This is a genomic window from Streptomyces malachitofuscus (assembly GCF_055571035.1).
In genome coordinates this window covers 109,806-135,817 of the sequence record NZ_JBVIGA010000027.1, presented here as the reverse complement: position 1 = coordinate 135,817, position 26,012 = coordinate 109,806, and the positions used below count along the sequence as shown (strand labels likewise).

The 26,012-nt window shown below is 70.6% G+C and carries 25 protein-coding genes and 2 pseudogenes; 8 read left to right on the top strand and 19 right to left on the bottom strand.

Annotated features, from left to right (window positions below):
• Position 1: 1 nt before the first annotated feature.
• Both ACZ44S_RS32240 and ACZ44S_RS32235 read right to left on the bottom strand, forming a co-directional pair.
• A complete protein-coding gene (locus ACZ44S_RS32240) occupies positions 2 to 1,921 on the bottom strand; it encodes an AMP-dependent synthetase/ligase (RefSeq protein WP_466935400.1) in 1,920 nt (639 codons plus the stop codon).
• 220 nt (positions 1,922 to 2,141) lie between these two features.
• Entirely contained in the window at positions 2,142 to 3,428 is a 1,287-nt protein-coding gene (locus ACZ44S_RS32235) for an acetyl-CoA C-acetyltransferase (protein WP_466935398.1), read from the bottom strand.
• An 86-nt stretch (positions 3,429 to 3,514) separates the two neighbouring features.
• On the opposite strand from ACZ44S_RS32235, the gene ACZ44S_RS32230 reads away from it, so the two are divergent.
• A complete protein-coding gene (locus ACZ44S_RS32230; RefSeq protein ID WP_466935395.1) occupies positions 3,515 to 4,822 on the top strand; it encodes a 3-oxoacyl-ACP reductase in 1,308 nt (435 codons plus the stop codon).
• 6 nt (positions 4,823 to 4,828) lie between these two features.
• Positions 4,829 to 5,695 carry a MaoC family dehydratase gene (locus ACZ44S_RS32225; protein ID WP_466935392.1) on the top strand — a complete coding sequence of 289 codons (867 nt, stop codon included), beginning with the start codon at positions 4,829 to 4,831 and terminating at the stop codon, positions 5,693 to 5,695.
• Here the strand turns inward: ACZ44S_RS32225 and ACZ44S_RS32220 are convergent.
• The 4 genes and pseudogenes from ACZ44S_RS32220 to ACZ44S_RS32205 all read right to left on the bottom strand — a co-directional run.
• The gene (locus tag ACZ44S_RS32220; protein WP_466935390.1) at positions 5,665 to 6,357 is read right to left on the bottom strand and encodes a TetR/AcrR family transcriptional regulator; all 693 of its coding nucleotides are present in this window, start codon (positions 6,355 to 6,357) and stop codon (positions 5,665 to 5,667) included. The two genes, ACZ44S_RS32225 and ACZ44S_RS32220, sit on opposite strands and share 31 nt — an antisense overlap.
• 23 nt (positions 6,358 to 6,380) lie before the next feature.
• Positions 6,381 to 7,706, bottom strand: coding sequence for an SPFH domain-containing protein (locus ACZ44S_RS32215; RefSeq protein WP_466935387.1), 1,326 nt, complete (start codon positions 7,704 to 7,706; stop codon positions 6,381 to 6,383).
• A complete protein-coding gene (locus ACZ44S_RS32210) occupies positions 7,703 to 9,376 on the bottom strand; it encodes an SPFH domain-containing protein (RefSeq protein WP_466935384.1) in 1,674 nt (557 codons plus the stop codon). Before ACZ44S_RS32210 ends, ACZ44S_RS32215 begins: the two co-directional genes overlap by 4 nt.
• 177 nt (positions 9,377 to 9,553) lie before the next feature.
• Positions 9,554 to 9,700, bottom strand: a pseudogene (locus ACZ44S_RS32205) (dicarboxylate/amino acid:cation symporter); the annotation flags it as partial.
• Between the two features lie 69 nt (positions 9,701 to 9,769).
• On the opposite strand from ACZ44S_RS32205, the gene ACZ44S_RS32200 reads away from it, so the two are divergent.
• The 3 genes and pseudogenes from ACZ44S_RS32200 to ACZ44S_RS32190 all read left to right on the top strand — a co-directional run bounded on the left by ACZ44S_RS32200 (position 9,770) and on the right by ACZ44S_RS32190 (position 12,880).
• Entirely contained in the window at positions 9,770 to 11,212 is a 1,443-nt protein-coding gene (locus tag ACZ44S_RS32200; protein WP_466935382.1) for a recombinase family protein, read from the top strand.
• 255 nt (positions 11,213 to 11,467) lie between these two features.
• Positions 11,468 to 12,267: pseudogene (locus tag ACZ44S_RS32195) on the top strand (IS5 family transposase).
• A 64-nt stretch (positions 12,268 to 12,331) separates the two neighbouring features.
• Positions 12,332 to 12,880 carry an SMI1/KNR4 family protein gene (locus ACZ44S_RS32190; protein ID WP_466935379.1) on the top strand — a complete coding sequence of 183 codons (549 nt, stop codon included), beginning with the start codon at positions 12,332 to 12,334 and terminating at the stop codon, positions 12,878 to 12,880.
• Positions 12,881 to 13,255: 375 nt separating this feature from the next.
• Here ACZ44S_RS32190 and ACZ44S_RS32185 read toward each other — a convergent pair whose 3' ends face one another.
• The 8 genes from ACZ44S_RS32185 to ACZ44S_RS32150 form a co-directional block, all read right to left on the bottom strand.
• Positions 13,256 to 14,563 carry a dicarboxylate/amino acid:cation symporter gene (locus ACZ44S_RS32185; protein WP_466935377.1) on the bottom strand — a complete coding sequence of 436 codons (1,308 nt, stop codon included), beginning with the start codon at positions 14,561 to 14,563 and terminating at the stop codon, positions 13,256 to 13,258.
• 55 nt (positions 14,564 to 14,618) lie between these two features.
• Positions 14,619 to 14,705, bottom strand: coding sequence for a putative leader peptide (locus ACZ44S_RS32180; RefSeq protein ID WP_361031367.1), 87 nt, complete (start codon positions 14,703 to 14,705; stop codon positions 14,619 to 14,621).
• A gap of 167 nt (positions 14,706 to 14,872) precedes the next feature.
• Positions 14,873 to 15,184, bottom strand: coding sequence for a DUF4229 domain-containing protein (locus tag ACZ44S_RS32175; RefSeq protein WP_466935446.1), 312 nt, complete (start codon positions 15,182 to 15,184; stop codon positions 14,873 to 14,875).
• 96 nt (positions 15,185 to 15,280) lie between these two features.
• Positions 15,281 to 15,805: a GNAT family N-acetyltransferase gene (locus tag ACZ44S_RS32170; protein ID WP_466935374.1), complete on the bottom strand. Its 525-nt coding sequence runs from the start codon at positions 15,803 to 15,805 to the stop codon at positions 15,281 to 15,283.
• 16 nt (positions 15,806 to 15,821) lie between these two features.
• Positions 15,822 to 16,460, bottom strand: a complete 639-nt coding sequence (locus tag ACZ44S_RS32165) for a UdgX family uracil-DNA binding protein (protein WP_466935371.1) — start codon at positions 16,458 to 16,460, stop codon at positions 15,822 to 15,824.
• 170 nt (positions 16,461 to 16,630) lie between these two features.
• Positions 16,631 to 17,794: an aminofutalosine synthase MqnE gene (mqnE, locus tag ACZ44S_RS32160; protein ID WP_466935369.1), complete on the bottom strand. Its 1,164-nt coding sequence runs from the start codon at positions 17,792 to 17,794 to the stop codon at positions 16,631 to 16,633.
• 66 nt (positions 17,795 to 17,860) lie between these two features.
• Positions 17,861 to 18,319, bottom strand: a complete 459-nt coding sequence (locus tag ACZ44S_RS32155) for an Lrp/AsnC family transcriptional regulator (protein WP_190166870.1) — start codon at positions 18,317 to 18,319, stop codon at positions 17,861 to 17,863.
• 98 nt (positions 18,320 to 18,417) lie between these two features.
• Positions 18,418 to 19,101: a UbiX family flavin prenyltransferase gene (locus ACZ44S_RS32150; protein WP_466935365.1), complete on the bottom strand. Its 684-nt coding sequence runs from the start codon at positions 19,099 to 19,101 to the stop codon at positions 18,418 to 18,420.
• A gap of 92 nt (positions 19,102 to 19,193) precedes the next feature.
• Between ACZ44S_RS32150 and ACZ44S_RS32145 the strand changes: the two genes are divergently transcribed.
• Entirely contained in the window at positions 19,194 to 19,793 is a 600-nt protein-coding gene (locus tag ACZ44S_RS32145) for a rhomboid family intramembrane serine protease (protein WP_466935362.1), read from the top strand.
• Between the two features lie 4 nt (positions 19,794 to 19,797).
• Here the strand turns inward: ACZ44S_RS32145 and mqnP are convergent, their stop codons facing one another.
• From mqnP to ACZ44S_RS32130, 3 genes are read right to left on the bottom strand one after another with little or no spacing between them, the layout of a single operon-like run.
• Complete coding sequence (gene mqnP, locus ACZ44S_RS32140; protein ID WP_466935359.1) at positions 19,798 to 20,718, bottom strand: menaquinone biosynthesis prenyltransferase MqnP; 921 nt, start codon at positions 20,716 to 20,718, stop codon at positions 19,798 to 19,800.
• Positions 20,715 to 21,185, bottom strand: coding sequence for a hypothetical protein (locus tag ACZ44S_RS32135; protein ID WP_466935356.1), 471 nt, complete (start codon positions 21,183 to 21,185; stop codon positions 20,715 to 20,717). The genes mqnP and ACZ44S_RS32135 overlap by 4 nt, the downstream gene beginning before the upstream one ends.
• Positions 21,182 to 22,639, bottom strand: coding sequence for a menaquinone biosynthesis decarboxylase (locus ACZ44S_RS32130; RefSeq protein WP_466935353.1), 1,458 nt, complete (start codon positions 22,637 to 22,639; stop codon positions 21,182 to 21,184). Before ACZ44S_RS32130 ends, ACZ44S_RS32135 begins: the two co-directional genes overlap by 4 nt.
• Positions 22,640 to 22,706: 67 nt before the next feature.
• Between ACZ44S_RS32130 and ACZ44S_RS32125 the strand changes: the two genes are divergently transcribed.
• On the top strand, positions 22,707 to 23,057 hold the full coding sequence (locus tag ACZ44S_RS32125) for a PLD nuclease N-terminal domain-containing protein (protein ID WP_466935351.1): 351 nt from the start codon (positions 22,707 to 22,709) through the stop codon (positions 23,055 to 23,057).
• 64 nt (positions 23,058 to 23,121) lie between these two features.
• Here the strand turns inward: ACZ44S_RS32125 and ACZ44S_RS32120 are convergent, their stop codons facing one another.
• Both ACZ44S_RS32120 and ACZ44S_RS32115 read right to left on the bottom strand, forming a co-directional pair.
• Entirely contained in the window at positions 23,122 to 24,018 is an 897-nt protein-coding gene (locus ACZ44S_RS32120) for a hypothetical protein (RefSeq protein ID WP_466935348.1), read from the bottom strand.
• Between the two features lie 660 nt (positions 24,019 to 24,678).
• Positions 24,679 to 25,443, bottom strand: coding sequence for a CDP-alcohol phosphatidyltransferase family protein (locus ACZ44S_RS32115; RefSeq protein WP_466935345.1), 765 nt, complete (start codon positions 25,441 to 25,443; stop codon positions 24,679 to 24,681).
• A 107-nt stretch (positions 25,444 to 25,550) separates the two neighbouring features.
• Between ACZ44S_RS32115 and ACZ44S_RS32110 the strand changes: the two genes are divergently transcribed.
• The gene (locus ACZ44S_RS32110) at positions 25,551 to 26,009 is read left to right on the top strand and encodes a nucleoside deaminase (protein ID WP_466935342.1); all 459 of its coding nucleotides are present in this window, start codon (positions 25,551 to 25,553) and stop codon (positions 26,007 to 26,009) included.
• Positions 26,010 to 26,012 lie beyond the last annotated feature (3 nt).

Here is a 26,012-nt window from a genome sequence, read left to right as displayed (position 1 = left end):
CCTACCCCCCGTAGAGCCCCTCCACCTCGTCGGCGAAGTCCCGCAGGATCTCCTCGCGCCGCAGCTTCATCGACGGGGTCAGGTGGCCCGCCTCCTCGGTGAAGTCCTCCGGGAGGACGGCGAAGCGGCGGATCGACTCCGGGCGGGAGAGCATCTTGTTGGCCTCGTCGACGGCGCGCTGGAGGATCGCCAGCAGTTCCTCGTCGTCGGTGAGGAGGTGCGCGGGGACGGGGTGCCTGCCGTTCATCCGGCGCCAGTGGGTGACGCCGTCGAGGTCGAGGGTGATCAGGGCGGAGACGTAGGGGCGGTGGTCGCCGACCACCATGACCTGGGAGATCAGCGGGTGTGAGCGCAGCCAGTTCTCCAGCGGCGCCGGGGCGACGCTCTTGCCGCCCGCCGTGATGATCAGCTCCTTCTTGCGGCCCGTGATGGTCAGATAGCCCTCGTCGTCCAGTTCGCCGAGGTCGCCCGTGGGGAGCCAGCCGTCGGGGGCGGCCGGGACCACTCCGCCCGCCTGGGGGTCCCAGTAGCCGCGCAGCACATGCTCGCCCCCGACCAGGATCTCGCCGTCCGCCGCGATGCGGATCCGGGTGCCGGGCAGCGGCCAGCCCACCGTGCCCAGGCGGGGTTTCAGCGGAGGGGTGACCGTCGAGGCGCCCGTGGTCTCCGTCAGGCCGTAGCCCTCGAAGATCTCGATGCCCGCGCCGGCGTAGAACGCGGCGAGACGGCGGCCGAGCGGGGACCCGCCGCAGATGGCGTAGCGGACCCGGCCGCCCATGGCGTTGCGGAGCTTGCGGAAGACCAGCGGGTCGTAGAGGGCGCGCGCCGCCTTGAGGGAGCGGGACGGGCCGGGGCCGCCGGTCTGCCGGGACTCCAGGGCCTCGCCGTAGCGGCGGGCCACGGACACCGCGCGGTCGAAGGTCGAGACCCGTCCGCCCGCTTCCGCTTTCGCGCGGGCGGTGTTGAAGACCTTCTCCAGCATGTACGGGATGGTCAGCAGACAGGTGGGCCGGAAGCTCGCCAGGTCCGGCAGCAGGTCCTCGGCCGCCAGGCTCGGCGCGTGGCCGAGGCGTACCCGGGCGCGTACGCAGGCGACGGCGACCATGCGGCCGAAGACGTGGGACATCGGCAGGAAGAGCAGGACCGAGGCCTCTTCGCTGGTCCGGGCCCGGAAGATGGGGTAGAGCAGCTCGATGGCGTTGTCCACCTCGGCGAAGAAGTTGCCGTGGGTGAGGGCGCAGCCCTTGGGGCGGCCGGTCGTGCCGGAGGTGTAGACGAGGGTGGCGAGGGTGTTGGGGACCAGCATGCCCCGGCGCACCTCGACCTCGGCGTCCGGGACGTGCCCTCCCGCCTCCGCGAGGGCGTCGACGTGGCCCTTCTCCACGACCCACACCCGCCGCAGATCGGGCAGGTGCGGGAGCTCGGGGCCGAGGGCGGCGGCCTGGCCGGCGGTCTCCGTGATCAGGGCGACCGCGCCGGAGTCGTGCAGGATCCACCGGGCCTGGAAGACGGACGAGGTGGGGTAGACGGGGACGGTGACCAGTCCCGCCGCCCAGGCGGCGAAGTCGAGGACCGTCCATTCGTAGATGGTGCGGGCCATGACCGCGATCCGGTCTCCCGGCGCCAGGCCCTCGGCGATCAGCCCCTTGGCGACGGCCATGACCTCGGCGGCGAACCGTGCCGCCGTCACGTCCCGCCAACTGCCGTCCGCCGTCTTCCGGCTGAGCACCACCGCGTCCGGTGCCGCGTTCGCGTTCTCGAACGGCAGGTCGGCGAGCGAACCGTGCCGCACCGGCTTGGCGAACGGCGGTACGGACGCTTCCCGTACGACTCCGTCCAGCCGCCGGGTCTCGGGCTCGACCAGGACGGGTGCTCCGTAGACGTCGTCGTCGAGAGCGGTGGCGGAATGCGCGGTGGACACGGGCGGCTCCTGGGGCGTGCAGTGCAACTGCTTGATGCCACGACGTACGTGCCTCGCACGCCGAGGCGCTCACCGGTGAGAGGGGACCGTCACCGGCCGGTGCGGGGATCGTACGGCGGTGACGTGGGGGGTCTGTGCCGGAAGGGGGGTGGTCCCGGGCCGGGCCTGTGCAATGTCGGGGGTTACGTGAGGGTCACTCATGTACGACGCCCCTGCCCGCTCAGGGACGTTCCAGAATCGCCGTCACGCCCTGACCGCCCGCCGCGCAGACGGAGATGAGTCCCCGGCCGGGGGCGTCCCGTTCGGCGAGGAGGGTGGCCAGCGTGGCGACGATGCGGGCACCCGTGGCGGCGAAGGGGTGACCGGTGGCCAGGGAGGAGCCGGCCACGTTCAGCCGCGCGCGGTCGACGGGCGCCAGTCCCCGCTTCTCCCAGGCGGCCAGGGTGGCCAGCACCTGGGAGGCGAACGCCTCGTGGACCTCGATCAGGTCGAAGTCCGCCATGCCGAGTCCGGCCCGCTCCAGCATGCGCGGCACCGCGTACGCGGGTGCCATCAGCAGGCCGTCCTCGCCGTCGGCGACGTCCCCGTGCACGAAGTCCACGGCGGCCGTCTCGTACGCGGTCAGATACGCCAGCGGTTGAAGGCCCCGCTCCCGCGCCCACTCCTCGCTCGCCAGCAGCACGAGCGCCGCCCCGTCCGTGAGCGGGGTCGAGTTGCCCGCCGTCATGGTCGCGTCGGGGTGAGCGAGGCCGAAGACGGGCTTCAGGGCGGCGAGTTTCTCCACCGTCGAGCCGGGGCGCAGGTTCTGGTCGCGGGCCAGGCCACGGAAGGGCACCACCAGGTCCTGGAACAGGCCGCGTTCGTAGGCGGCCGCCAGCCGCTGATGACTGGTGGCCGCGAGCTCGTCCTGGGCCTCGCGGGTGATGCCCCAGGCGCGGGCGGTGACGGCGGCGTGCTCGCCCATGGACAGGCCGGTGCGCGGTTCGGCGTTGCGCGGGATGTCGGGGACGAGGTGGCGGGGGCGCACCTTCGCCAGCGCCTTGAGGCGGGCGCCCGGGGATTTCGCGCGCCGCGCCTCCAGCAGCACCTTGCGCAGGGCGTCGTTGACGCCGAGGGGTGCGTCGCTCGCGGTGTCGGCGCCGCCGGCGATCGCGGCCTCCGTCTGGCCGAGGGCGATCTTGTTGGCGGCGGCGACGACGGCCTGGAGGCCGGTGCCGCAGGCCTGCTGGATGTCGTAGGCGGGGGTGCGGGCGTCGAGGGCCGAGCCGAGGACCGTCTCGCGGGCGAGGTTGAAGTCCCGGGCGTGCTTGAGCACCGCTCCGGCGACGAACTCGCCCACCGCGCCCGGTTCTCGCAGGTGGTACCGCTCGACGAGGCCGTCCAGGGCGGCGGTGAGCATCTCCTGGTTGGAGGCGGTGGCGTAGGGGCCGTCGGAGCGGGCGAACGGGACACGGGTGCCGCCGATGACCGCGACGCGCCGGACGGCGGCCGGCTTCGGGGTGCTCATCTCGACCTGCTCCTCACCGATGACTAGGATTACCTCCGGTAACCTTACTTCAGAGTAAGCAATGCGCGACCACCCCGGGAGACCCCATGGCCGACCGCTATCTGAGCTTTGCCGGCACCGCGCCGGGCCGCTTCGTCACGCGCCGTCTCGGCCTCCCCCGGCCCGTGCCGCTGCTGCGCCGGTCGGCCGCCCGGCCGGTGCCGGACGGCGGTCTGCTCCACCTCACCGCGGGCAAGTCCGGCCTCGACCTCGCCCCGGTCCTCGCCCGCACCGGTCATGCCCCGGGCGACGCCTCGGGCCGGCCCGCCGCCGTCGTCCTGGACGCGAGCGGGATACGGGACGTCGAGGGACTCGACGAGGTGCACGCGGCCCTGCACCCCGTCGTGCGGTCCGTCGCCACGAGCGGCCGGATCGTGGTGCTCGGCGCCCCGCTCGACCCCGCCGACCACCATCAGGCCGCCGCCCAGCAGGCGTTGGAGGGCTTCACCCGCTCCCTCGGCAAGGAGACCGGCGGGGGCAGGACCGTGAACCTGGTCCGCCTCACCGACGCCCTCGCCGCCGAGTCCACCCTCCGCTTCCTGCTCTCCCCCAAGTCCGCCTACGTCAGCGGCCAGGTGATCGAGGTCGGCGCCCACGAGACCGCCGCCCCCCACGACACGGACCGCCCCCTGGCCGGCCGCACCGCCCTGGTGACCGGCGCCGCCCGCGGCATCGGCGAGGCGGTCGCCGAGACACTGGCCCGGGACGGCGCCGACGTGGTCGTCCTCGACGTCCCCCAGGCCGAAGCGGACGCCCGCCGTGTCGCCGACCGGCTGGGCGGTATCGCGCTCCCCCTCGACATCACCGCCGCCGGCGCGGGCGCCCGGATCGCCGCGGCCCTCCCCGACGGCCTCGACGTCCTCGTCCACAACGCCGGCATCACCCGCGACCGCCGGCTGGTCAACATGCCCGCCGACCGCTGGCGTCCGGTGCTGGAGGTGAACCTGGCGAGTGTGCTGCGCACGACCGACGCGCTGCTCGCCGCCGGGGCCCTGAAGCGCGGCGGACGGATCGTCGCCACCGCCTCCATCGCGGGCATCGCCGGGAACGCGGGCCAGACCAACTACGCCGCGAGCAAGGCCGGGATCACCGGACTGGTCCGCTCCCTCGCCCCGCACGCGCTCGCCGGGCACGGGGTGACCGTGAACGCGGTCGCGCCCGGGTTCATCGAGACGAAGATGACGGCCGCCGTGCCGCTGCTCATCCGGGAGGCGGGACGCCGGATGAACTCCCTCGCGCAGGGCGGACTGCCCGTCGACGTCGCCGAGACCACCGCCTGGCTCGCCCACCCGGCCTCCGGCGCGGTGAACGGCCAGGTCGTACGGGTCTGCGGCCAGAGCCTGCTGGGGGCCTGACACTCCATGGCCTCCGCACCCGCACCCACCGTCGAGCTCCCCGGGCCCCCCGCCCTCGCCCCGCTGCTCGCACGCGGCGCCCTGCTGTCGCCCCTCAAGCGGCCCCGCCCCGACGCCCCGCACCCCCGCACCCGGCTGGTGCTGCCCGCTCTGCGTGTCGACCCCGCCCCGCTCACCGCGTACGAGCGGGTGTGCGGCTTCCCGACCGGGGAGGACGCGCTCCCGGTGACCTATCCGCACGTCCTGGGCTTCCCGCTGGCCATGCGGCTGATGAGCCGGCGGGACTTCCCCCTGCCGCTCCTCGGACTCGTCCACACGTCGATTCGGATCACCCGGCACCGGGCCATCCCGTCCGCCGGCACCTACGGCCTGACGGTGTACGCCGACGGACTGGCCCCGCACCGGCGCGGGACGGAGGCCACCGTGGTCACGGAGATGCGCGCCGGCGCCGACGTCGTCTGGGAGTCACACAGCACCTATCTGGCCCGCCACCGGACCACCGCCACCGCGGCCCCGCAGGACACCCGGGACACGCACGAGGACCCCGCGCCCCTGCCCGCCGTCGACGAGTGGCGCCTCGCCGGGGACGTCGGCCGGCGCTACGGCGCCGCGTCCGGCGACCGCAACCCGATCCACCTCCACATCCTCACCGCCCGGCTCTTCGGCTTCCCCCGCGCCATCGCACACGGCATGTGGACCGTCGCCCGCTGCCTCGCCGCGCACGGCACCCCGGACGCGACGCACATACGGGCCGACTTCAGGGCGCCGGTGCTCCTGCCCGGCACGGTGACCTACGCGGCACGGGGCCCGCGCTTCGAGCTGCGCGGCACCGGCGGCCGGATTCACCTGACCGGGGAGGCCCGCCCGGCCTGAGCCCCGGTGGCCCGGGTGTCGTCGTCGGGCGGGGTCCAGCGGTGCCCCGCCATCAGGTCGCCCAGACCCGCCCAGGCGAAGTTCATCAGGGTGGCCGCCGACTGCCGTGCCGTGACACCGGGGGTGGCGTTGGCCCAGTCGGCCAGGGACTCGGCGGCACCGACCAGGGCCTCCGCCAGCCCGGACACCTCACGCTCGGGAAGGTCCGGGTCCCGGTGGGCCTCGCGGGCGGCATCGAGGATCAGCTGCGTCACGAACGCCACGATCTCCGCACGCATCGCGGCGACCTCGGCGGCGAAGACCTCGCCGTGCGTGCGCGCCTGGAAGTGCAGCACGGACCAGCCGTCGGGGTGCCGCGCGGTGTGCGTGAAGAACGCCGTCAGGCCCGACCAGAGCTGACGGTCCGCGGGCAGCTCCGGCCGGGCACCCGCGCGCACCGCCTCGGTGAGGGCCTTCGCCTCCCGCCGGATGCACGCGGTGAAGAGGTCCTCCTTGGAGTTCAGGTACAGGTACACCAACGGCTTGGACACGCCCGCCAGTTCGGCGATCTCGTCCATCGACGCGGCCATGTACCCCCGTTGACCGAAGGTCCGTACGGCGGCGTCCAGCATCTGCTGTTCACGGACCGCACGCGGCATCCGCTTCGTCTTCACGGCACCCATGGGACACAGCGTACGGTCCGCCGCTACCGCGGGTCGTGGCCGCCGCCGTCCGCCCGGTCCGTCCGGTCACCGAGGGCCGGCCGGTCGCCCGCCGTCAGCCGCGGCAGCAACTGCGCGGTGAACAGCGTCGACAGCGCCGAGGTGTCGGTGCCCGCGTCGGTGCGCACCACCACCGGCTGCGGGGCCTTCCCGGCGAGCCCGGCACCCACTTCCAGGCGCCTGCGCGCCAGTTCGTACTGGAGCACCGCGCGGTTGTCGCGGTAGGCCTTGGCCAGGGCACGCTGGGCGCGGGCCTCGTTCTCGGCCGCGATCAGACCGCTGCGGCCGCGCGTCTCGATCTCGAACCGCACCCGCTGGGCCTCGGTCTCCTGCCGCTCCAGCAGCTGGGCGACCTCCTCACGGGCCCGGTTCAGCGCGGCCCGCACCTCGACGATACGGGCGTCGCGCACCTTCTTGGCCCGCTCGATGTCCATGCCCAGGCTGTCGATGCGCCGCTTGCGGGTCAGGCCCCACTCCTGCTCGTAGGCGGTGCGCTCCTTGGCGACCCGCTCCCGCGTGGCCAGGTGCTGCTGGTACTGCGCCGGCAGCTGCACGTCGGGGATGTTGCAGCCGGTGATGCGCACGCCGTAGCCGGACAGCTGCCGGTTGAGCAGCTCCTGCATGTCGGCCACGTCCGAGCCGCGCAGGTCGTAGGCGCGCTCGGTGCGCATCCTGCGGGCCCGCTGCCGGATCGCGTCCTGCACGGCGCTGGAGAGCACCAGGTCGAAGTTGCCCGCGCCGATGGTGCGGACGAACAGCACCGCGTCGGTGATGCGGAACTTCAGGAAGAACTCGATCGAGCGCAGCGGCACGTTCTCCTGCGTGGGGCAGGCCATGACCGGCGCCGAGTACGGGATCTCCGTCGCCGTGTCGACGACGAAGTCGACCCGCGACCAGGGGTGCCACAGGTAGTGCCGGCCGGCGTCCAGGGTGCGGGTGACGGCGCCGTAGCGGGTCAGCACCCCGTTGGTGCCCTGCTCGATCTCGACGATCGAGGAACGCCACCACCACAGCCCCCCGATCAGCAGCAGCACGACGGCCACGGTGTAGGAGAGGGTGGCCAGGGCGCCGTAGGCGATGCCGGACGCACCGTCGGACTCCGACTCGCCCAGCGTCAGCATCACGCCCGTCAACAGGGCGTAGACGCCGAGCCACAGCGGCAGCATCCACCACAGACGGCGGCGGTGACGGGGAATGATGACCGGAATGAGGGTGTCGGCCTCGCCACCGCGCAGCAGGCGGGCGATGTCGCTCCAGGGGGCGACGGCCTCGGCGATGACCGAACGGCGGTGTATGCGTGCGGAGCTCAACTGTGGTCCTCCTCGACGGACTCGGGCACATCGCTTCCCCGGGCACCCGCGGGCGCCTCGCCCGTCCCGGCGTCCCCGGTCATCTGCGGCACCGTCGGCCGCTCGGCCGCCAGCAGCGCGCCGATCTCCTCCTCACGGGCGGCGATCCGCTCGGACACCTCCGCCAGCCGGCCCCGTACGGCGGCCATGTCGGCGTCGGTGAACAGCTCCGCCCCGCGCTCGCCGACCAGCTCACGGGCCAGCTCGAGGAAGTCGATCCCGGCGGCGCCGGTACCGTCCGCCCCGCCGATCCGCACCAGCCGCGGCAGGTGATCGGCGACCTGCTCCAGGGTGTCGAGCACCTGCTGCTGGTAGCGGTACTCGAGGATCTCCGGCGCCTGCGCCGCGGTCACCGCGCGGATGTCCAGGGCCTGCGCCTCCAGCAGCGCCGCGTTGGCCTTGGCCTCCGACTCGGCCTGGACGTAGCGCTGGCGGGCCAGCGCCTCCGCGCGGTTGGTCTCCCGCTCCACGGCGGTGTCCATCTGCGCCTGGTACTGGGCGATGTCGGCCTGGATCGCGGAGAGCGTCTCCTGGCTCGAGGCCAGCTCCCGGGTCAGGTCGCCCTCGTCCTGCTCCTTGCGCAGCTGGAGCGCGTACTCGTGGGTGTACGCCTCCTTCGCCACGCGCACCATCTCCGGCGCGGCCAGGTCCATCCGGTAGCGCCGGTCCGAGGGCTCGGCGTGCGTGATGTTGGCGTTGGTCAGCTCCACCGCGGGCCGGAACTGCTGGTTGAGCTGCTCAAGCAGCCGGCCGCTGTCCTCGCCGACCATGTCGTAGATACCGGCCGCCTCCTGCTCGTAGATCAGGCTGCGGATGGTCTCGCTGACGGCGTTCCCGAGCTTCTCCTCGAACCCGCGCACCGCGCCGAGGGTGTAGACGAACTCGACCGGGTCACTGATCCGGAACTGGATGAACAGGTCGATCGACGCCTTCACCCCGCCCTTGGTCGGGGCCTCGCGCACCGGCGCGTTGAACGGGTACTCACGGGTCGTGTTGACGATGTACGACACCCGCTTCCACGGGCTGAGCAGCGTGACCCGGCCGGGTCCGACGACCTTCTCCAGCTTGCCGAACCGGGTGATCATCGCCTGGCAGCCGTCCGGCACCATCACCAGGCCCTGCCGCCACCACACGAACGCGACGGCGAGCAGCGCCACGACCCAGTAGTGCAGTCCGAACAGCGGGTTGGTCGGACCGTCGCCCCCGGCCGCCGACACCACCGACGTGCCCACGGCGCCGATGACCAGCAGCGACAGCACCGGCAGCATGGAGAGCAGGGAGCGTCCCTTGGGCATCACCATCGGGCAGATGGCGTGCACGACCTCTCCGCCCTCGCGCAGCTGCTCGCTGCGGCCGAGCGCCTCTCCGGCCTCGTCCAGCGGAACCGTCTTCTGCCGCATGACGGTGTCGACGGAGCCCCCGTCCTGTTCCCGGGCGGCCGGGAAGTCCGAGGGGTCCATTCCGTCTCCCCCTGTCTCCTCCCGGCTCTCCGGTGCCCGTCGGCCCTCCGCCGTCGTGCCGCCGCCTCCGGTGCGGCGGCGCAGTTCGTCCCGCGCCGCCGTGCGCGGATCGGTGCCGGACACGACCGCCTCGGCGACGTTGCGTAGGCCCTGCGCCCGCGTGCGTGCCACGGGTTCCCCCTTCGCCAGTGGTGCTGATCCTTGCCGGATCATGGAAATGTGCCACGTGTGATGCACGTGGTGCAGGTGATCTCACACCATGCGGGAGACAGGGGTAAGGGGCGCTCCCAGCAACGGTCACCGGTCGGTGATTGCCGGGAAGCGCCCCTCGTGCGGGATCCGGGAGGGTCAGGCGGCCACGGGGACCCGCCGGGACTCGTCGGCCGGGACGTCGTCGTCGACCGGGGAGGAGTGGACGGAGTCGTACGCCTCGCGGTCGAGCAGCCCCTCGCGCGCGGAGACGATGACCGGGACCAGGGCCTGCCCTGCGACGTTTCGTAACCGTAGTGTTGGTATGCACGTTGTTCACAGCGCAGGCACCTAATCAGTGACCAGGGGTGGGACATGGCCAAGCCGGAGCGCGTGGGGATCTACGTACGTATCAGCAAGGACCGCAAGGGTCAGGAACTCGGCATCCAGCGCCAGGAGAAGGCGTGCCGGGAGTTGTGCGAGCGCATGGGGTGGAAGGTCCACAAGGTCTATCCGGAGAACGACGTGTCAGCGTCGACCACGAGCAAGCGTCGCCGTCCGCAGTACACGGAGATGCTGCGAGACGCCCGCGACGGCCTGATTGACGGCATCGTCGTCTACTCCATCGACCGCCTGACCCGCCGCATCAGCGAACTGACCAGCTTCCTTGCAGAGCAGCAGCAACACGGTTTCGCGTTCGCGACGACCGAGGGCGAGGACACCTCGACGGCCAACGGCCGCATGATCCTGACGATCAAGGGTGCGGTGGCTCAGCAGGAGACAGAGCGCATGTCGGAGCGCGTCAACAACTCTCTCCTACAGCGCAGGGAGCAGGGCAAGCCTCACGCCGGCGGGAAGCGACAGTTCGGCTTCAAGGAGGGCTCGCACTTCAAGGAACTGGACGAAGCCGAGGTCGAGCTCATCCGCAACGGCTACCTCATGCTGATGGACCGGAACGCGAAGACCCCCGGCGATGTGGCCCGGTACTGGAATTCCGAGGGCTCTACGACACCGCAGGGCGGGGCCTGGACGCTCGCGGCAGTGAAGCGCGTGTTCCGGTCGGAACGGACCGGAGGGATCGTCACCTACAAGGGCCAGGACCTCGGGGACAGCGTCTACGGTGCCCCTCTGACCCGAGAACAGTGGGAGAACGTACAGACCCTGCTCGATGGGCGGGCCACCCCGGCGGCGCAGGGGTCGGGCAAGCGTAAGCACCTGTACTCCGGATTCCTGCGATGCGGTCATTGCAGTGCCGTGATGCGGGTGCAGTGGGCGACCATCCAGGGACGAACCTTCCGAAGGACGTTCTGCAGCTCATCACAGCGAGGCCCGAACGGCCGCCTCGGCTGCGGCAAGGTGAGCCGCCAGTATCAGTGGATTGAAGAGCGTCTCAACGAGGTGACCGAGGCTGCGCTTTTGTCCCGCATGCCCCAGCAGGAAGTGGTGCCCGCTGATGACCTCACGAACGAGATCAGCTTGCTGGAGACCCGAATCCGAGCGCTCCGAGGACGCTGGAAGGAAGGACAGATGGAGGACGAAGACTACTTCGACTCCTTGACCCACCTTCGCGCAGAGCTCCAGACCCTACGCACGCGTGAAGCGACAACGGCCGTCCGCCGATCACGCGTCGAGACCGATGTCCTTGCGGTCTGGAAGGATGACAAGCCCGAAAACCTCGAACGGCGCCGCGCCGTCCTGGCGACCGTGATCGACCACGTTGACGTGTTCAGCATCGGTCGCGGCAGGCGCAAGCCGCCCGAGATCACGTCGATCAGGATCACGCCGGTCGGTTCGGAGGGCGCGCACTCGTCGGAGTAACCGGCTTGGCTCGGTCAGCAAGGTAGCTATCGATCACGGCCGTCCCTACCGGCCCAGAGAAGATCGGCGACAGGCTGGCGTCCCTGGATCACAACCTGCAGCAACCAGCCAACTTACATACAGGCAGTCGAGCCAGACGCCAACTCTCAGGCCCCTACTCGACGTGGCGCCTGCCCTACTAATAGCGGCTAACACAATGAGGTGGCTCGGTCTTGGTGGCCGTGTCCAGGACGGTAGTTGAGCGTTCGGTTCGGTGTGGGGACGTTGCCGTGGGTCGTGTCGGATGAGCTGTGGAACCGCCTGGAGCCGCTGTTGCCGCAGCGTGAGCGACGCTTTCGGCACCCGGGCCGCAAGCCGCTGCCGGACCGGCAGGTGCTGTGCGGGATCCTGTACGTGCTGCACACCGGGATCCAGTGGGAGTACCTGCCGCAGGACCTCGGCTTCGGCTCGGGCATGACGTGCTGGCGCCGCTTGCGGGACTGGAACGGGGCCGGCGTCTGGCAGCGACTGCACGAGGTATTGCTGGCCGAACTGAACGCGGTCGCACGTCTGGACTGGTCCCGCTGCGTGGTCGACTCCTCCCACGTCAGGGCGTTAAAAGGGGGCAGCACACGGGCTCGTCGCCGGTCGACCGGGGACGAGCCGGCTCCAAGCATCACTTGATCACTGATGGGCACGGCACCCCGCTGGCGGTGCTGCTGACCGGCGGCAACCGCAACGACGTCACTCAACTGCTGCCCTTGCTCGACGCGATCCCGCCGGTCCGCGGCCGGGCCGGCCGTCCCCGTCGCAAGCCGGACTCGCTGTTCGCCGACCACGACATCTACCGCAACCAGGTCCGCGCCCGTGGCATCGTGCCCGCGATCGCCCGCCGCGGCACGCGACACGGCACCGGACTGGGCACCTACCGCTGGGTCGTGGAGAGGAGTTTTGCCTGGCTGCACGGCTTCCGACGTCTGCGGATCCGGTGGGAACGGCGAGCCGACATCCACGAAGCGTTCCTGAAGCTCGCCTGCTGCCTCATCGCCCACCGACAACTCAGAGCATTACGCTGACACGAGGGCGCAAGACCACTGGTCACCTCAAGGATGTCCGTGGCTCATGCCATGATCCGGCCTCATGAGTGACCGTTCGCTTTCACCCGCCTGGCTGGCCTCGTGGACAGAGAGAGTCTCCGGGGTCCTCGCGGCCATGGCAGGCGAGTTCGAGAATCGGCATGGCTTTCCCCCTGGTACCAACAAGGTCCGGCCGGCCGACCGCGACGATCAAACCGCGGCTCGCACGCTTGCTCAAGCGGGCCTTATTCCGGCTGATCTGGTCACCTTCTACGACAACATCGGCGACGTCACTTGGGCGGACGTCGGCAACGGCTACTTCCTCGACTCGGCGGGCGACGTCCTTCTGCGGCTCCAGGAGCACGGCGCCGTCGGTGCTGGCGCGGTCCAGATGGTGGCCATCGGCTCGAACGGTGGCGGCCTGTCCTACGTCGCGGGCCCTGATGGGTCGGTTCATCGGACGCGGACGGCATCACTGGACGAACCCCAACTCGACAAGGTAGCCGACGACCTGCGGCAGCTCCTGGAACTGCTGGAGCAATCCTTGATGCGGTTCGCCGCCGACGGCGAACCGGGATCTCTGCAGGTCAGCCCGCAAGGCCCATTCTGTTAGGCGCTATTAGCTACTGACTCCCTCCTGGCTCTGCTTCAGTTTGCGAGTAGAGCCAGGAATGCTTGTATGAGTCTGGGTAAATCTTTCAGTGACTTTTTGAAGCGGTGCCAAGCTTCGACTCGACGATCAGGTGCCAGAACGTCACCGGATCCCCGTCAATCACGAACAGCTGCTTAAGGTCCTCGCCGATGCGAGCGGCCGGGAACCCCCTCCGCCAACTACTGTGAGACGGCGACCTCTGTCCGCGCCCCACCTTCCCGGTTCACCCGGCCATTGGTGCCCCCGCATACCGTTGAGCAAGCCTCCCCATGCAAACAAGAGACGCCCCGTGCGACGTATCAGCACGGGGCGTCACCTGACCTGTCAGGTCAACCATCAAGCGGCAGCAGCCACCACCCGCGGTCCATCCGCGTCGATGGGCGCCGACGCCACGCTGTTGTACTTCTCGCGGTCGAGGATCTTCTCCCGCGACGCCACAATCAACGGGCATACAACTTGCCCGGCGACGTTGGTCGCGGTGCGGATCATGTCCAGGATCGGGTCGATGGCGAGGAGCAGACCCACGCCCTCCATCGGGAGGCCGAGGGTGGAGAGGGTGAGGGTCAGCATGACCGTCGCGCCGGTGAGACCGGCCGTGGCGGCCGAGCCGACGACCGAGACGAACGCGATCAGCAGGTAGTCGCCGACGCCGAGCTGGATGTCGAAGATCTGGGCGACGAAGATCGCGGCGATGGCCGGGTAGATCGCGGCGCAGCCGTCCATCTTGGTCGTGGCGCCGAACGGGACGGCGAAGCTCGCGTACTCCTTCGGCACGCCGAGGCGCTCGGTGACCTTCTGGGTCAGCGGCATGGTGCCGACGGAGGAGCGGGAGACGAAGGCCAGCTGGATGGCGGGCCAGGCGCCCTTGAAGAACTGCACCGGGCCGACCTTGGCGACGGTCGCCAGCAGCGCCGGGTAGACGCCGAAGAGGACGATGAGGCAGCCGACGTAGATGTCGGCGGTGAAGGTGGCGTACTTGCCGATCAGGTCCCAGCCGTAGGTGGCGATGGCGTTGCCGATGAGGCCGACGGTGCCGAGCGGGGCGAGGCGGATGACCCACCACAGGGCCTTCTGGAGGAGCTCGAGGACGGACTCGCTCAGGGTGAGGATCGGCTGGGCCTTCTCGCCGAGCTGGAGGGCGGCGACACCGGCGACGGCGGCCATGAAGACGATCTGCAGGACGTTCAGCTCGGTGAACGGCGTGACGACGTCGGTCGGCACGATGCCGGTCAGGAAGTCGATCCAGGAGCCGGACTTCTCCGGTGCGGCGCCGTCCACCGGGGTGAGGCCGGTTCCGGCGCCCGGGTTGGTGACCAGGCCGATGAGCAGGCCGATCGCCACCGCGATCAGCGACGTGATCATGAACCACAGGAGGGTCCGCGAGGCCAGCCGGGCCGCGTTGTTGACCTTCCGCAGGTTGGTGATGGAGACCAGGATCGCGAAGAAGACCAGCGGGGCGACGGCGAGCTTCAGCAGGCCGATGAAGGTGCCGCCGACCTTCTCCAGGGTGGTGACCAGCCAGGAGACGTCCTGGCTGCGGGCGAGCCAGCCGAGCAGGACGCCCAGGACGAGGCCGGCGAGTATCTGGGCCCAGAAGGGCGCGCGTATGGGCAGCTTGAACTGCGTGTTCGTGGACACGGACATGCTCCGGTAAGGGGACGCGTGGGGGAAGGACGTGGACTCGGGGCGCGGCAGAACGTCAGGGACGACAGTTCGCGGCGGTGATCCGGCAGAGGTCCACATGCAGGCGCGCCACGAGCGGAACACTCCGGGGCGTGGGGAACACGGCTGCTGACTTCACCCCGAGACCGTAACACCTGAGCTTTGGGATCCTCAAAGCCTTACTTTGAGAGGCGGAGGGACGAAAGAATCCCTACAACGCAAAGCGCCCCGGTGTTCCAGGGGTTTCGGAAGCCGGGGCGCCGGAAGCGCGGTGCGCGGGTGTGACGGACGTTACGAGGCCTGACCCTGCGCCTGCCCCTGCGAGCGGGCGGTGTCGTCGGCCGTGTCCTCCATGGTGCGGTTGGCCTCGAGGCCGGCCTTGGCCCGGTTCACCCGCTGCACGATCCGCTCCGAGGCGCGGTCCCGCTCCTTGCGGAGCACCACGAAGCTGATCGGTGCGGAGAACACCAGCGCGAGCAGCACGATCCACAGGCCGTTGGAGTCACCCAGGCCGCGCGGGGCGAGACCGGAGTAGACGAGGCCCCAGACGACCACGAGGCAGCCCACGAAGATCCCGAGGCGCATCAGCGTGTAGCGGAGCATCTCATCCACTCTTCCGTGCGTACGGTCAGAAACGTCCCATCGGACAACGTCCAGTGAAGCACGGCCGGCAGGGGATCTTTCAGCGGGGTACGGGCCTCAGGTCAGCGACAGCAGCATGATCACGTCGTCCCGGTCGTCGCCGGGGGCCACGCGGATCGCGCCGGGGACCCGGCCGACCTCCTTGTAGCCGCAGGAGGCGTAGAAGCGCTCCAGCCCGAGGCCGCCGCGGCAGGCGAGCCGTATCGCCTCCACGCCGTCGAGGGTGCGGGCGGCCCGCTCGGCGGCGGCCATCAGGTCACGGCCGTGACCCTCGCCCTGGTGCCGGGGGTGGACCATCACCGTGTAGATCCAGATCCAGTGGGTCATCAGGTGGTGGGTGTTGAAGGTGAGGAACGCCGTCGCGGCCACCCGGCCCTCGTCGTCGCGTCCGACGAGCAGGCGGGAGCGCCCCTCGGCCATGGACGCGAACTGCCGTACCAGTTCGGGACGGACCTCCTCCCGCGTCACCGGCGGCACGAAGCCGACCGCCCCGCCCGCGTTGCTGACGTCGGTCCACAGGTCGAGGATGCCGTCGCGGAGTGCGGGGGTGACGGCAGGGTCGAACGTATAGGTAAGGGGCATGGACTCATGCTAGCCATTACTCGAGCGCCTGTGCAGCTACCTTCAGGTCCGCCAGCAGTCCCCGGTACGCCGCCTCGCGGTCGTCCGCCCGCAGGACCGACGAGGGGTGCACGGTGGGCACCAGCCGCTCGGGGTGCCCGTGGATCTCCTCCTCCAGCACCGTGCCGCGCACCTGCGTGACCCGGAACGAGGAGCCGAGCAACGCCTTCCCGGCGGTCGCACCCAGCACGACGATCAGCTCCGGCTCGACGACGGCGAGCTCGGCGGCGAGCCACGGCCCGCACGCGGCCGCCTCGCGCAGGGTGGGGGCCTTGTGGATGCGGCGCTTACGGGGCTCGGACCGGGTGAACTTGAAGTGCTTGACCGCGTTGGTGACATACGCGTCGGCGGGGTCCAGGCCGGCTTCGGAGAGCGCCCGCTCCAGCACACGGCCCGCGGGGCCGACGAAGGGCTGCCCCTGCCGGTCCTCCTGATCACCGGGCTGCTCCCCGACGAGCATGACCCGGGCGTCGGCGCTCCCGGCACCGAAGACGGTCTGCGTGGCGTCACGGTGCAGCGGGCATCCCCGGCAGGCGGCGGCCGCCTTGCGCAGGGCGGGCAGGCCACCGCGGGCCGGCACGAAGGGCTCCGCCGTGTAGGCGTCTTCTGTCGCCATGGGGTGCGAGTACCCGCGCGGGGCGGTCGGACGCGGGCCGTGGACGGCTCGTCGCGCAGCTCCCCGCGCCCCCGAGGTGGGGCCGGGCCGCCCTCGCCTCATCGCGCACCGAGTCGGACCGAGCGGCCCTCGGCTTGTGACCCACCGAGTCGGGTGAGGGGGCCTGCCCCTCACACCCTCATGGGCTGGGGGGACTCCCTGCGCGCCGGGTCGGGGCCGTCGTACTCCCGGATGACCTCGTACCGCGTATTCCGCTCCACCGGACGGAACCCCGCATCCCGGATCAGGTCCAGCAGATCCTCACGCGTCAGCTTGTTCGGCGTACCGAAGTCGTCCGCGTCGTGCGTGATCTTGTACTCGACGACCGACCCGTCCATGTCGTCCGCCCCGTGCTGCAGCGCGAGTTGCGCCGTCTGCACACCGTGCATCACCCAGAACACCTTGACATGCGGCACGTTGTCGAACAGCAGCCGCGACACCGCGAACGTCTTCAGCGCCTCCGCCCCCGTCGCCATATGCGTCCGCGCCTGGAGCCGGTTGCGTACCTTGCCGTCCTTCATGTCCACGAAGTCGTGCTGGTAGCGCAGCGGGATGAAGACCTGGAAGCCGCCGGTCTCGTCCTGCAGTTCACGCAGCCGCAGCACGTGGTCCACCCGGTGACGGGGCTCCTCGATGTGCCCGTACAGCATGGTGCACGGGGTCTTCAGCCCCTTCTCGTGCGCCAGCCGGTGAATCCTCGACCAGTCCTCCCAGTGGGTCCGGTGGTCGACGATGTGCTGCCGCACCTCCCAGTCGAAGATCTCCGCACCGCCGCCCGTGAGGGATTCGAGACCCGCGTCGATCAGCTCGTCGAGGATCTCGGAGGCGGACAGCCCGGAGATCGTCTCGAAGTGGTGGATCTCGGTGGCCGTGAACGCCTTGAGCGAGACGTCCGGCAGCGCGGCCTTCAACTCCCGCAGCGAACGCGGGTAGTAACGCCACGGCAGATTGGGGTGCAGCCCGTTGACGATGTGCAGCTCGGTCAGGTTCTCCGACTCCATCTCCTTGGCGAGCTTCACAGCCTCCTCGATGCGCATCGTGTACGCGTCCTTCTCCCCCGGCTTGCGCTGGAAGGAGCAGTAGGCGCAGGAGGCGGTGCACACGTTCGTCATGTTGAGGTGGCGGTTGACGTTGAAGTGCACGACGTCGCCGTTCAGCCTCGTCCGCACCTCGTGCGCCAGCCCGCCCAGCCAGGCCAGGTCGTCCGACTCGTACAGCGCGATGCCGTCCTCACGGGTCAGGCGTTCGCCCGCCCTGACCTTCTCCTCCAGCTCGCGCTTGAGCCCGACGTCCATGCCGCTCCTCTTTTCCTCGACCGCTACCGCCTTCTTCAGGCAGACCCCGTCAACCGTACGCTCCGCCTACTGCACCTCTTCGGGCAGCTCACCGACGCGGTTCTCCCACTTGGTGGAGAGCACGATCGTCGTACGGGTCCGGGAGACGCCCTTCGTGCCGGACAGCCGGCGGATGATCTTCTCCAGTCCGTCCACGTCCGTCGCCCGCACCTTGAGCATGAAGGAGTCGTCGCCGGCGATGAACCAGCAGTCCTCGATCTCCGAGAGGTCCTTCAGCCGCTGCGCCACGTCCTCGTGGTCGGCGGCGTCGGAGAGCGAGATGCCGATCAGGGCGGTGACCCCTAGGCCCAGCGAGGCGGCGTCCACGGTGGCGCGGTAGCCGGTGATGACTCCGGCCGCCTCCAGCCGGTTGATGCGGTCGGTGACGCTGGGGCCCGACAGGCCGACGAGGCGCCCCAGCTCCGCGTAGGAGGCCCGGCCGTTCTCCCTCAGGGCCTGGATGAGCTGCCTGTCCACCGCGTCCATTCGAATCGAAGCCTTCCACTGAAGAGGTACGAAAGTGTCTGAAAAAAGGTGGTGCTGTTCGTGGTCCGAAAGTGCGGGCGAGGTAGTCGCCGACGTGCTCAGCCGTTGCGGGATGCGCCGCCGAGTTCGCCCTCCCAGCGGCGGTAGAGCCGGTGCTCGACGCCCACCGCGTCGAGCACGCGTCCGGCGACGAAGTCCACCAGGTCCTGGATGTGCGTCGCCCCCGCGTAGAAGGCCGGTGAGGCGGGCACCACGGTCGCGCCCGCGTCGTCCAGCGTCACCAGGTGCCGCAGGGTCTGGCCGTTCAGCGGGGTCTCCCGTACGGCGACCACCAGCTTGCGCCCCTCCTTCAGGGTCACGCTCGCCGCCCGCTGCAACAGGTCCTTGGACAGCCCGAGCGCCACCCCGGCCACACAGGCCGTGGAGGCGGGCACGATCAGCATGCCCTTGCTCGGATACGACCCGGAGGACGGCCCGGCCGCGAGGTCGCCGGCGGCCCAGTGCCGTACCCCGTCGAGGTCGACGGTGAAGGTGTCCGGCTTTCCGTCCGCGCCCCGGGACAGCCATTGCCGCAGGTCGTCCCGCCAGTGGGCGTCACGGAAGGCGATGCCGGTCTCGTCCAGGAGGGTGAGCCGCGAGGCCCGGCTGACGACGAGGTCGACGCTCTCACCGGCGGCGAGCAGGGCGCGCAGCACCGAGGCGGCATACGGGGTGCCGGACGCGCCGGAGACCCCTACGATCCAAGGCGTACGCGGCGTCTCTCCTGGCTTGACTGGGTTCACAGGACCGAGCCTATCCGGAGTCACAGGGCGGGAACCGGCCGAGGGGGCCGGGCGTTCCTCTGAGAGAACGGGCCCACGGCGGGGGGTGGAAGGTGTCGGGTACGCGTCCGCAGTGGTCGCAGGGCGACCGGGCCAGGACCGCGGCCAAGCTGATGGCGGGCTGGGTGGCGCTGCTGTGGCTGCTCGAAGTGATCGACGTGGCCGCCGGGCACGCCCTGGACGAGTACGGCATCGTGCCGCGCACCCCGTCCGAGCTGGCCGACATCCTCCCGGCCGCTTTCCTGCACTTCGGCTTCGCCCATGTGGCGGCCAACAGCGTGCCGCTGCTGGTGCTCGGCTTCCTGGCCGCCCTCGGGGGCATACGCCGGTTCCTCGCCGTCTGCGCGCTGATCGTCGTGGCCGACGGTCTGGGGGTGTGGCTCATGTCCCCGGCGCACACCAACACCGCGGGCGCCTCCGGCCTGATCTTCGGCCTCTTCGGTTTCCTGCTGGTCAGCGGCTTCGTCGAGCGGCGTCCGCTCGGTGTCATGGCCGGGGTGCTGGTCGCCGCGGTCTGGGGCGGCTCCATCCTGGCGGGTCTCGCCCCGACCCAGTCCGGCGTCAGCTGGCAGGGCCATCTGATCGGCCTGGCGGCGGGCGTGGCGGCGGCCTTCGTCTTCCGCCGCCCCGCGCACCGGGAGCCGGCGGCGTAGCGCGCTACACCGTCAGCCCGCGCGCCACCAGGTCGAGCAGCGCGCACACGAACAGGGCGATGCCGATGAAGCCGTTGACGCTGAAGAACGCCCGGTTCAGGCGGGTCAGGTCGGTCGGGCGGACGATGGTGTGCTCGTAGACGAAGGCGCCGGCGACGATCAGCAGGCCCAGCCAGAAGAAGGCACCGGCGTCGGTGAGGAGGGCGTACCAGACGAACAGGGCCGTGGTGACGGCGTGGCAGACGCGGGCCCCCCATACGGCGGCGGGGATGCCGAAGCGGGCCGGGACGGACTTCACGCCGATCTCGCGGTCGGTGTCGACGTCCTGGCAGGCGTAGATCAGGTCGAAGCCGCCGATCCAGATGCCGACCGCCAGACCGAGCACCACCGCGTCCCACGACCACGCTCCGGTGACGGCCAGCCAGCCGCCGACCGGTCCCATGGCCTGGGCGAGACCGAGGATGGCCTGGGGGAAGTCGGTGAACCGCTTGCCGTAGGGATACACCACCATCGGGATCACGGCGACCGGCGCGAGGGCGAGGCAGAGGGGGTTGAGCAGGGCCGCCGCGCCGAGGAACACGGCCAGGGCGATCAGGGCGCCGGTCCAGGCGTGCCGGACCGACACCGCGCCGGTGACCAGCTCCCGGTGCGCGGTGCGCGGGTTACGGGCGTCGATCTCGCGGTCGATGATCCGGTTGGCGGCCATCGCGAAGGTGCGCAGGCCGACCATGGCGACGGTGACCAGCAGCAGCCGGCCCCAGTGGATGTTCCCGTCCGACTCGTACATCGCGGTGAGCGCGGCGATGTAGGCGAAGGGCAGCGCGAACACCGAGTGCTCGATCATCACGAGCCGCAGGAAGGCCTTGGTGCGTCCGGGCCGCGAGGCCGGTCCCGGCTCCACGACCCCGTCGGCTGTGGTCATCATGCGAGGCTCCCGAGAAACGTGTCGAGGTCGGCGAGCAGCGCGGCGACGGGCAGCGGGCCCGTCTCCACGGTCAGCGGCTTGCCGGCGTCGTCGGGCGGGGTGACGTACGCGGTGAAGGCGCAGCCGCCGGCGGCGTCCGGCCGGGCGTCCAGCCGCAGCACCGAGCCGCCGTCGACCGTGAACGGGCCCTCGTCGGCGACGAGCCCGGCACGCAGCCGCTGCGCGAAGTCGGCGGGTTCCGCGTCACGCACGCCGGGCAGTTCGAAGCCGTCGCCCTCGCCGCCGTGCTCGAAGAGCACGGCCCAGGTGTCGCCGGAACCCGCGAGCTCCTCCGGCGTGACGCCCGCCTCCTCGGCGGCCCGGCGCACCCCCTGGTCGTCCGGGTCGAGTTCGGGGCGCACGAGGGCCACGTAGTCGGTGTCGGTGCCGATGAACAGCGCCGGACCGCCGGCGGCGGTGGGACTCACAGTCCGTACTCCTTCCAGCGGCGGTCGACCTTCGCCGCCGTCTCGGGGTCGGACTCCACCATGTCGGGCCAGCCCCCGTCGCGCGTGTACCCCTCCTCGGGCCACTTGCGCGTCGCGTCGATACCCGCCTTGCCGCCCCAGAACTGCTGATAGGAGGCGTGGTCGAGATGGTCGACGGGACCTTCGACGACGGTGAGGTCACGGGCGTAGTCGGTGTTGCCGAGGGCCCGCCAGGAGACCTCGTGCAGGTCGTGGACGTCGCAGTCGGAGTCGACGACCACGATCAGCTTGGTCAACGACATCATGTGGGCGCCCCAGACGGCGTGCATCACCTTCTGGGCGTGTTTGGGGTACTTCTTGTCGATCGAGACGATCGCGCAGTTGTGGAAGCCGCCGGACTCGGGGAGGTGGTAGTCCACGATGTCCGGGACGATGATCTTCAGCAGCGGCAGGAAGAAGCGCTCGGTCGCCCGTCCCAGCGGCCCGTCCTCGGTCGGCGGCCGGCCGACGACGATGGACTGGAGCAGCGGCCGCTTCCGCATCGTCACGCAGTCGATGGTGAGCGCGGGGAAGGGCTCCTGCGGGGTGTAGAAGCCGGTGTGGTCGCCGAACGGCCCCTCGGGCAGCATCTCGCCCGGCTCCAGCCAGCCCTCCAGCACGACCTCCGCCTGCGCGGGCACCTGGAGCGGCACGGTCTTGCAGTCGACCATCTCGATCCGCTTGCCCTGCACGAACCCGGCGAACAGGTACTCGTCGATGTCCCCGGGCAGCGGCGCCGTGGACGCGTAGGTCACGGCCGGCGGGCAGCCGAAGGCGATGGCGACGGGCAGCCGCTCACCGCGCCGGGCGGCGACCTGGTAGTGGTTCCGGCTGTCCTTGTGGATCTGCCAGTGCATGCCGATGGTGCGCTTGTCGTGGCGCTGGAGCCGGTACAGGCCCAGGTTCCGGATGCCGGACTCCGGGTCCTTGGTGTGGGTGAGCCCCAGGTTGAAGAAGGAGCCGCCGTCCTTGGGCCAGGTGAACAGCGCCGGAAGGCGCTCCAGGTCCACGTCGTCCCCGGTGAGCACGACCTCCTGGACGGGTGCGTCCCCGGACTTCACCTTCTTCGGCGGCACGTGCGTCATCGCGCCGAGCTTCCCGAAGGCCTCCCGCACCCCGACGAAGCCCTGCGGCAGCTCGGGGCGGAGCAGCCCGCCGATCTTCTCGGAGATGTCCGCGTACGACTTCAGCCCGAGCGCCTTCAGCAGACGGCGGTCGGTGCCAAACACGTTCATCGCGAGGGGCATGCTCGAGCCGCGCACGTTCTCGAAGAGCAGGGCGGGACCGCCGGCCTTGTTCACCCGGTCGACGATCTCACCGACCTCCAGATACGGGTCGACCTCGGCCTTGATGCGCTTGAGGTCACCCTCGCGCTCCAGCGCCCTGAGCAGGGAGCGAAGATCGTCGTAAGCCATGCGGTCAAGTATCCCCGAGCGGTTACCCTGGCCCTGTACCGCCCACCGCTTCCGCTGGAGAGGCCCCATGCTGCGGGTGCTGATGTTCCTCGTGCCACTGGCACTGAGCGTGTACGCGTTCATCGACTGCATCAGCACGAAGGATGAGGACATCCGTCATATGCCCAAGCCGTTCTGGGCGATCCTCGTGCTGCTGTTCCCGCTGGTCGGCTCGATCTCCTGGCTGATCGCCGGCAAGAAGCGGCACCCCGCGGGCGCGGGCGGCTCCATCGGTTCCGCCTGGAACCGGGGCGGCGGCCGCCGGCAGTGGGTGGCGCCGGACGACAACCCCGACTTCCTCAAGTCCCTGGACGAGGACAAGCCCGACAACGACCGCGACGAGGACGGCGACAAGGGCAAGCAGGACCGCGGCGACTGACCCGACCGGGCTCCGGTTCTCACCGGTGATCGGCGCGGAGGGAACCCGGTCGGGACGACGCCGGTCAGGCGTCCTGGAAAATCTCTTCGGCCGTCGGGGCGGTGACGGCGCGCCGGAGCCAGCGGCTCAGGATCTGAGGATCGTCGCAGCTGGTGATGCGCTCACGGGCGGTCTCGGATACATCGATGCCGCGCTCCGCGAGTACGGCCAGGACGTCCTCGGCGGCGCGGCGCGCCTCGCTTTCGGCGCGGGCTTCGGCGCGGGCTTCTTCCCGGATCTCTTCGACGAGGTAGGACTTGTAGAAGGAGAGGTCCACGGCCACCAGGTTCCTCCAGAGATGCTTGGCCGGGTGCTTGCCCAGGCCCTGTGCGGTGAATTCGACGATGGGGTCCGCGATGTCTTCGGGCACGTCCCGCAGTGCGGTCGAGAGGGCCTTCAGTATCGCATTGACGGCGGGTTCGGCGGCGTGCGTGATGGCCGCGAGGCCGGCCAGGACCAGGTCGGCCCGGGCCTCCTCGGGGTCCGTGATCACGGGCATGTTGTGCGGACCGGCGACCACGGGACGCAGGGTGAGCGTGGGCAGCTGGGGCGGTCCGCTGCTGACCGCCCGCTGGGCCCACTTCGCCGTGGCGTGGTCCTGGCAGACGACGAGGAGCGCGGTGGGCAGACGGTACTTCGTCCACAGGTAGGCGGTGTAGTACGCCCAGCTCGCCGGCTTGTCCGGGTTCTTGCTGCCCTGGGCCTCGATGGCCAGGAGGAAGTCACCCTGCTCCGCGGTCTCGAACCGCAGGACTGTGTCGACCCTACGTTCGACGGGGCTGGTCTCGGTGAGGTCGGTCGGCAGGGGCGTCGCCCCGACCGGTCTCGGGATGTCGACGCCCAGGAAGCGTGAGACGCGGCTGAAGAGTCCGGGGTCGTGCTGGAAGATGCGGTGCATCGCCTCGTGGGGCGGCTTGACCATGGGTTTCCCTTATGACGGCCCTGGCGAGGACCGACATATGTCGGCAGCATTTGCATCATGTATAAGAAAGTCGGAACCCTGAAACGAGGCAAACCGGTGTGGTTCACCCAGGCGGGGCACTGGCACTCGAAGAGGGGATCACGTCCCCGCCCTGCGGTGAACGCGGCCCAGGCGGACCGGCTGACGACCAGGACGGGACCGTTCCGAAAGGCTCGCAGGTACGACCTGCATGCGAATGTTGGGATGACGTCCGACTCTCCGTAGCCCACCCGTGCCGAGCAACTCGTCGCACGTCTTGGCGAACGTGTCCTGCGGCACCCGGGTGCCCGCCTCCACGCGGCAGCGACGCCGGCGGCTGCGGGGCGGCCGGCCCGCACGCGATGATGCGCCCCGGCGGTGGCGGCCGGGAGTGGGAGACGGACCCGGCGGCGGTGCGGGCGGTCACGCCGGAGGAACGGCTGAGCGCGGAAGTCAGGGCCGCCCATGACCGTTCACGGCCGTCGGCCGACCTGAGCCGGCCCCCCGTACCGTTCCCCGGCTGCCCGGCCTGCGAGGAACTCGCGACCCAACGTGTCCTGACACAGGCGTCGTCCGACGGTACGGCGGAGACGGACGCGAACGTGCTGCTGCGCCGGCACCAGGGCACGGATCACGTCGGCGTCAGCGCAGACGGGACGACGACAGGATCGACAGCAGGTGGGCCGGGACCATCACCCAGGTGATGACGGCGAGTGCGCCCAGGGCCCAGCGGGTCGGCTCGATGCCGCCGGTCGTCGAGTCGGCGATCGCCGCGACGAGGAGGACGAGGGACGCCTCGATGCCGTTGGTCACCCGGTGGATCTTGAACGCGGCGGCGATGCGGCGGACCGTGGCGACGCCCTGTGAGCGGGGGCGCGTCGACTCGTCGTCGGCGACGGTCAGGCCGCGGCGGGCGCGGGCGACGTCCACCAGGTCGGTGGACGCCTTCAGGAGCACGACGCCGAGGGCGGTGGCGATACCGATCGACAGCCAGCCGCCGACGCCCGACTCGGCGGCGCGGTAGCCGGCGCCCGCCATCAGCGCCGCGTCGGCGAGATAGGCGCCGAGCCGGTCGACGTAGATGCCGGCCGCGCTGTTCTGGCCCTTCCAGCGCGCCACTTCGCCGTCCACGCAGTCGAAGAGCAGGAACAGCTGCATGAGGATCACGGCGAGGATCGCGCCGGTCAGGCCCGGGATCATCAGCGCGGCACCGGAGGCGACTCCGCAGACCACCATGGTCCAGGTGAGCTGGTCGGGGGTGACCGGGGTGCGCACCAGGTGGCGGGTGGTGCGCAGGGAGATCTTCCGCATGTAGAGCCGGCCGGCCCAGTGCTCGCCGTTGCGGCTCTCCATCTTGGCCTGCGGCTGGCAGACCTCCCGCAGCTCCTCCAGTACCGGAGCACCCATGTCGTTCCTCCCAGGCCCAACTGCCGTCCGCGCGGCGGTGATCGGGTCAGCGTACCGAGGCGGTGCGGCGCGTCCGACGGGGGCCTTCGTCGGGGGACACTGGGCGCATGGACGCACTCGATCCGGCCACTGCACGCGCCTGGCTCGCCACGGCCCTCGCGGAGGCCCGCGCGGGGCTCGCGGAGGGCGGGATTCCCATCGGTGCCGCCCTGTACGGCGCCGACGGGTCCCTGCTCGGCCGGGGCCGCAACCGCCGTGTGCAGGACGGCGATCCGTCGACGCACGCGGAGACCGCCGCCTTCCGTGCGGCGGGACGGCAGCGGTCGTATCGCGGTACGACGATGGTGACGACGCTGTCCCCGTGCTGGTACTGCTCCGGCCTGGTCCGGCAGTTCGGCATCTCCCGGGTGGTGATCGGCGAGGCGACCACCTTCCACGGCGGCCACGACTGGCTGGCGGAGCACGGCGTGGAGATCGTGCTGCTGGACGATCCGGAGTGCGTCGCGATGATGCGGGAGTTCGTCGCGCGTCGTCCACAGCTGTGGAACGAGGACATCGGGGCGTGACAC